At 73.7% G+C, this 5,680-nt stretch carries 5 protein-coding genes and 1 pseudogene; all 6 read right to left on the bottom strand.

Annotated elements, in window-relative coordinates:
• Window positions 1-101 precede the first annotated feature (101 nt).
• Window positions 102-1,484: an alkaline phosphatase family protein gene (locus tag ACRDP3_RS02885; protein WP_431515207.1), complete on the bottom strand. Its 1,383-nt coding sequence runs from the start codon at window positions 1,482-1,484 to the stop codon at window positions 102-104.
• A gap of 2 nt (window positions 1,485-1,486) precedes the next feature.
• Window positions 1,487-2,665, bottom strand: coding sequence for a metabolite traffic protein EboE (eboE, locus tag ACRDP3_RS02880; RefSeq protein ID WP_431515206.1), 1,179 nt, complete (start codon window positions 2,663-2,665; stop codon window positions 1,487-1,489).
• A 16-nt stretch (window positions 2,666-2,681) separates the two neighbouring features.
• Window positions 2,682-3,536: a TatD family hydrolase gene (locus ACRDP3_RS02875; protein ID WP_431515205.1), complete on the bottom strand. Its 855-nt coding sequence runs from the start codon at window positions 3,534-3,536 to the stop codon at window positions 2,682-2,684.
• Window positions 3,536-4,189, bottom strand: a complete 654-nt coding sequence (locus ACRDP3_RS02870) for an EboA domain-containing protein (protein ID WP_431515204.1) — start codon at window positions 4,187-4,189, stop codon at window positions 3,536-3,538. The genes ACRDP3_RS02875 and ACRDP3_RS02870 overlap by 1 nt, the downstream gene beginning before the upstream one ends.
• Window positions 4,183-5,088 carry a sugar phosphate isomerase/epimerase family protein gene (locus ACRDP3_RS02865; protein ID WP_431515203.1) on the bottom strand — a complete coding sequence of 302 codons (906 nt, stop codon included), beginning with the start codon at window positions 5,086-5,088 and terminating at the stop codon, window positions 4,183-4,185. Before ACRDP3_RS02865 ends, ACRDP3_RS02870 begins: the two co-directional genes overlap by 7 nt.
• A gap of 334 nt (window positions 5,089-5,422) precedes the next feature.
• Window positions 5,423-5,680: pseudogene (locus ACRDP3_RS02860) on the bottom strand (SCO3242 family prenyltransferase); the annotation flags it as partial.

Below are 5,680 nucleotides of genomic sequence, written 5' to 3'. Positions count from 1 at the left end.
GAGCAGGGACGCGGCGGCCGTACCGGCGGCGACGCCGAGGAAGCCGCGGCGGCGCAGGCGGCGGGTCAGTTCGGGGTCGTCGGGGGCAGCGGATCTGCGGGTCATGTGAGGTCTCCCAGAGCGAGGTGGAGAAGCAGGGACTTGACGTCGGTGGCGGCGATGGGGCCGTCGGCCGTACCGGGGCGGGAGCAGATGAGCACCGGACCCTCCTCTGTACGGGCGGGGAGCCGGCCGTGGCTGCCGCGCACCGGCGAGGGGTCGAGCGGTACGACCGCCATGCGGTAGCGCATGCCGGTCTTCTTGCGGGCCAGCGCGGTGGCCGCGCGCAGCCGTACATAGGGGTCGAGCGGGTCCATGAACAGCTCGGCCGGGTCGTAGCCGGGCTTGCGGTGGATCTCGACCAGCTGGGCGAAGTCGGGGGCGCGGGCGTCGTCGAGCCAGTAGTAGTAGGTGAACCAGGCGTCGGGCTCGGCGAGGGCGACCAGTTCGCCGGAGCGCGGATGGTCGAGGTGATGGGCCTTCTTGCCCCGCTCGTCGAGGAGTTCGGCGATCCCCTCGAGCGGCGCCAGTGCGTGCCGGGTGGCGGGGATGTCGGCCGGGTCGCGTACGTAGACGTGGGCGAGCTGGTGGTCGGCGACGGCGAAGGCCCGGGAGGTGGTGGGGTCCAGGTACTCCATGCCGTCCTGGGTGTGCACCTCCAGCAGTCCGGTCCGGCGCAGGGCGCGGTTGATGTCGACGGGCCGGCTGACCTGGGTGATGCCGTACTCGGAGAGCGCCACGACGGTGCGGCCCTCGGCGCGGGCGTCGTCAAGCAACGGGGCGAGGACGGCGTCGAGTTCGGCGGCGGCCCGGTGGCAGCGGGGGTCGTCGGGACCGTAGCGCTGCAGGTCGTAGTCGAGGTGCGGTACGTAGCACAGGGCGAGGTCGGGATGGCGGGTGCGCAGCAGGTGCCGGGTCGCGTCGATGATCCACCGGGAGGAGGTGAGGTCCGCGCCGGGGCCCCAGAAGTGGAAGAGGGGGAACGTGCCCAGGGCGGCGGTCAGTTCGTCGTGCAGGTCCGGCGGGCGGGTGTAGCAGTCGGGTTCCTTGCGGCCGTCGGCGTAGTAGACGGGCCGCGGGGTGACGGTCCAGTCGGTGTCGGCGCCCATGGCGTACCACCAGCAGATGTTGGCGACCGTGTAGCCGGGGTGCCGGGCGCGGGCGGCGTCCCACAGCTTCTCGCCGCCGACGAGCGCGTTGTGCTGGCGCCACAGCAGCACCTCGCCCAGCTCGCGGAAGTACCAGCCGTTGCCGACGATGCCGTGCCCCGAGGGCGGCTCCCCGGTGAGAAAGGTGGACTGCGCGGCGCAGGTCACGGCGGGCAGCACGGTCTCCAGCGGAGCGCAGGTTCCGGTGTCGGCCAGGGCCCGCAGCCTCGGCATGTGCGCCAGCAGCCGGGGCGTGAGCCCGACGACATCCAGGACGAGGAGAGGTTCGGGAGCCACGTTCACGGCAACTCCTTCAGGCCGAGGCCGGTCAGCATCTCGCGGGCGACGTCGAGTTCGGCGGCGATGCCGTCGGCCAGCTGGGCGCGGGTGCGGGGGCGCAGGCCGCCGGGGAGGGCCTGCCAGGTGTAGGTCTCCACCTCGAGGTGGTGGGTCAGTGGTGCCGGGCCGCCGACGAGGCGGGCGAGCGCCGCGCGCAGGACGCCGAAGGTGGCGGTCAGCGGCGGGGCCGGCGGGGCGTGCAGGGGGACGTGGAAGTGGGTGCGCCAGGGCGCGGAGGCGGGCAGCGTGCCGGGTTCCAGTGCCTCACCGAGGTCGTCGATGGCGCGTACGCCCGCCGCGGTGCGGGCGCGGGTCTGGTGCAGGAAGCGGGGCTCGGCGAAGTCGGCGAGCGCTGCCCGTACCCCGTCCCCGTCCGGGTCCTCCGCGTGCAGCGCGGCGGACAGCTGGCTCTTGACGACGGGCACCCCCGCGTCGGTCAGGGCGGACAGGGCCGCGTCCGGGTCCTCGAACTGGGTGGCGAGGTGGCAGGTGTCGACGCAGACGCCGATCCGGTGTGCTGGAGGTGCGCCGGGGCCGGTGAGCGCGGCGATGGCCTCGGCGGTGGTCTCCACGGTGCAGCCGGGCTCGGGTTCGAGGCCGATGCGGATGCTGCGTCCGGTCAGTTCCTGCAGCGCGTCCAGACGCCCGGCGAGGGTGCCGAGGGCGGCGAGCGCGGTGCGGCGGCGCTCGGGGGTGAAGTCGGTGCGCCAGGCCAGCGGCAGGGTGGAGATGGTGCCTTCGGCCGCGTCCTCGGGCAGCAGCGCGGTCAGCAGCCGGGCCAGGTCGGCGGTGTGCTCGAGCCGTGCGGGCTCGGTCCAGTCGGGCCGGTAGACGCGGTACTTGACGCGCTCGTCACCGAAACCCTGGTAGGGAAAGCCGTTGAGGGTGACCACTTCCAGGCCACGGCGGTCGAGTTCGCCGCGCAGCGTCCGTACGGCGGCCGGGTCGGCGGTCAGCCTACGGGCGGCGTCGCGGGCCAGCCACAGGCCGATGCCGAGCCGGTCGCGGTGCAGCCGGCGGCGCACGGGTTCGGCGTGGTCGCGCAGCTGGGCCAGTACGCCGTCGAAGTCCTCGGCGGCGTGCACGTTGGTGCAGTAGGCGAGGTGGACGGTCGAGCCGTCGGGGTGCCGGAAACGCATGCCTGACCGACCTCCCTCATTCCCCGCCGCGCAGGATGGAGTTGCCCTCGTGGGTGACGGCGCCCGGGCCGGGTGCGAGGTCGGGCTCGAGCCGGCCGCTCTGCCCGTAGAAGGCGACCGGGTTGCGCCACAGCACCTGGTCGACGTCGTCCTCGGTGAAGCCGGCGGCGAGCATGGCGTCGCCGACGGCGCGCGTCTTGAGCGGGTCGCTGCGGCCCCAGTCGGCCGCGGAGTTGACGAGAACGCGCGCCGTGCCGTGCAGGCGCAGCAGCCGGACCATGCGCTGCTCGTCCATCTTCGTCTCGGGGTAGATCGAGAAGCCGAGCCAGCAGCCGCTGTCCGTCGCCGCGTCCACGGTGGTCTCGTTGAGATGGTCGAGCACGACCCGCTCCGGTGGCAGCGACGACTCGCGCAGCACGTCGAGGGTGCGGGCGAGGCCGGCGGCCTTGTCGCGGTGCGGGGTGTGCACGAGGGCGGGCAGGCCGTGGTCGGCGGCGAGCTGGAGCTGGGCGGCGAGTGCGGTGTCCTCGGCCGGGGTCATCGAGTCGTAGCCGATCTCGCCTACGGCGACGACGCCGTCCTTGGCGAGGTAACGGGGCAGTTCGTCCAGGACGGGCACGCAGCGGGGGTCGTTCGCCTCTTTGGGGTTGAGGGCGAGGGTGCAGTGGTGGGCGATGCCGTGCTGGGCGGCGCGGAAGGGCTCCCAGCCCAGCAGGGAGTCGAAGTAGTCGTAGAAGGAGGCGGGTGAGGTGCGGGGCTGGCCCAGCCAGAAGGAGGGTTCGACGAGGGCGCGTACGCCCGCGTCGTACATGGCGGCGTAGTCGTCGGTGGTCCGGGAGGTCATGTGGATGTGCGGGTCGAAGATGCGCATCAGGACTCCTCGGGCTGGTGCTGAGACCGGTGGGCTTCGGCCAGTTCGAGCACGTGGTGCAGGTCGGCCGGTACGGGGCGGCCGGCGGCCGTGCGCTCCCGCGCGTAGCCGGTGAGCATCCGGGCCAGTTCGGCATCGCCGCGCGCCCGGCGGGCGAGGCCGGCGACGGCGCCTACCGGTACGCCGGTGAACAGACACTTGAGCACGGCGTGCCGCCAGCCGTGCGCGTCGAGATGCGCCGCGGCGTACGGGCCGACGGCGGCGCTCACGAGGGTGGTGTCGTTGGCGCGCAGCGCGTCCTCGACGAGCGGTACGGCGTCCGGGGTGCCGCCGGCGGCGAGGTGCGGGAGGGCGCACAGCACGGCCTGGCGTTCGGCGGCCGTGCCCTGGTGGTAGAGCCGGGTGAGGGTGGTGACCCCGGCGCCCGCCGCGTGCAGCAGCAGCACCCGCGCGTCGAGGGCCAAGGCGCGGCCGCAGTGGCGGCCGGCGGCGGCGAAGTACGGCTCCCAGGAGGCGGTCTCCGTGGCAGTGGCCGCGTCGGCGAGCGCCCGGTGCAGCCAGGCCCGGCCCGTCCCGACGAGCCGGTGCTCCAGCCGCGCCTCGAGGTCCTTCACGTCCTTCACGTCCGTCACCTCCGGCTCCTCGCTCACCATCGCTCGGCCTCCTTCAGATGGCGGAGGGAGTCGCGGGCCCGGTCGGGGCCCGCGTGCGAGTCGCGGGGAAGCTCGACGGTAACCAGTCCCCGGTAGTCGGCCTCGCGCAGCGCCGCCAGAACGGGCGGTACGTCCAACTCGCCCTCGCCGAACGGCAGATGGTGATGTACGGCGCGTCGCATGTCCTCGATCTGCACGTGCCGCAGCCAGGGCGCGGCGGAGCGTACGCACGCCTCCGGCGCTTCGGCTTCGGAGCACAGACAGTGGCCGATGTCGAGGGTCAGGCCGAGCAGTCCGCCGGGTTCGCCGGTTTCGCCGGTCCCGCCGGTCCCGCCGCGTTCGCCGAGGGTCGCGCGGAGCCGGTGGAAGGCGGCGAGGTCGCCGAGCAGGTGCCCGGGTTCGGGCTCGACGGCGAGCGGCACGCCGGTGGCCCGGGCGGCGGCGAGCAGGGCGTCGACACCGTCGGCGAAGCGTGGCCAGGCGGTGTGGGCGTCGGTGCCGGCCGGCAGGACGCCGCTGAAGAAGTGCGTGGCGTGCGCGCCGAGGTCGGCGGCGACCCGCACGGCCTTCAGCAGCAGGTCCAGCCGTGCCGCGCGGGCTACCGGGTCGGGGTCGAGCAGGGTGGGGTGGTGCTTGCGGCGGGGGTCGAGTACGTACCGGGCGCCGGTCTCGACGGTGACGGTGAGCCCGTACCGGTCGAGTGCGCGGCGTACGGCGGCCGTCCGGCGCGCGAGGTCCGGGGCGAGCGGGTCGAGGTGCATGTGGTCGAGGGTCAGCCCCACCCCGTCGTACCCCAGGTCGGCCAGCACGCCCAGGGCGTCCTCGAGCCGCAGGTCGGCGAGTCCGTTGGTGCCGTAGGCGTAGCGCAGGGAGGCTGGCCCGGTGCTGGTGCCGGTCATCTGTCTCCCTTCGTGGATACCCCCGGCATCAGCCGGGGGGAGGAATCGAACCCCTGCAAGCAGGGCAGGGAAGCGATTCGCCCCCCTGGGCGGGCTGCCCGTTGTATCCGCGTCTGCGTCCGGACGGGTGATAACGTGTGGTTTGTTGGTCCGGGTGAAAACCAAGCCCGGACCGGCCTACCGCCGGGCTGGCGGGAAGTCAGGTCTGTGGAGCTGATGTAAGACCGATGGGCGGCACACCGTCCCCCGCCGTTGATTCGGGTCGGCAACCGGCTGCGAAGCAGAAAGCTCAACCCGCGAGGGAAGAACCTCCCTGCTTTAGCTGGGAGAGAGGTCAAGTGGGGCTCACCTTCCGGGAGATACGGCGGGCCAGCGGGAGCAGGACCAGCACGGAGGCGGCGAGACCGGGCCGCCCCGCACGGGCGGCGAGGGCGGCCTGGAGCGGGATGAGGGCTCGTATGCCGCCGCCGACGGCGCGCTGGAGGAGCGGGGGCGAGGGGTTGAGCGCGGCGTGCGTGAGGGGGCGGGCGGCGGTGGCGGTGTACGCGGCGGCGAGGGCGGCAGCCCCCGTCTGCTGGGCGCGGCCTGTTCC

The sequence above is a fragment of the Streptomyces sp. genome (genome assembly GCF_050698815.1).
Lineage (GTDB): Bacteria > Actinomycetota > Actinomycetes > Streptomycetales > Streptomycetaceae > Streptomyces.
Note: the sequence above shows the minus strand (reverse complement) of the source record. Positions and strands in the feature narration are given on the sequence as shown.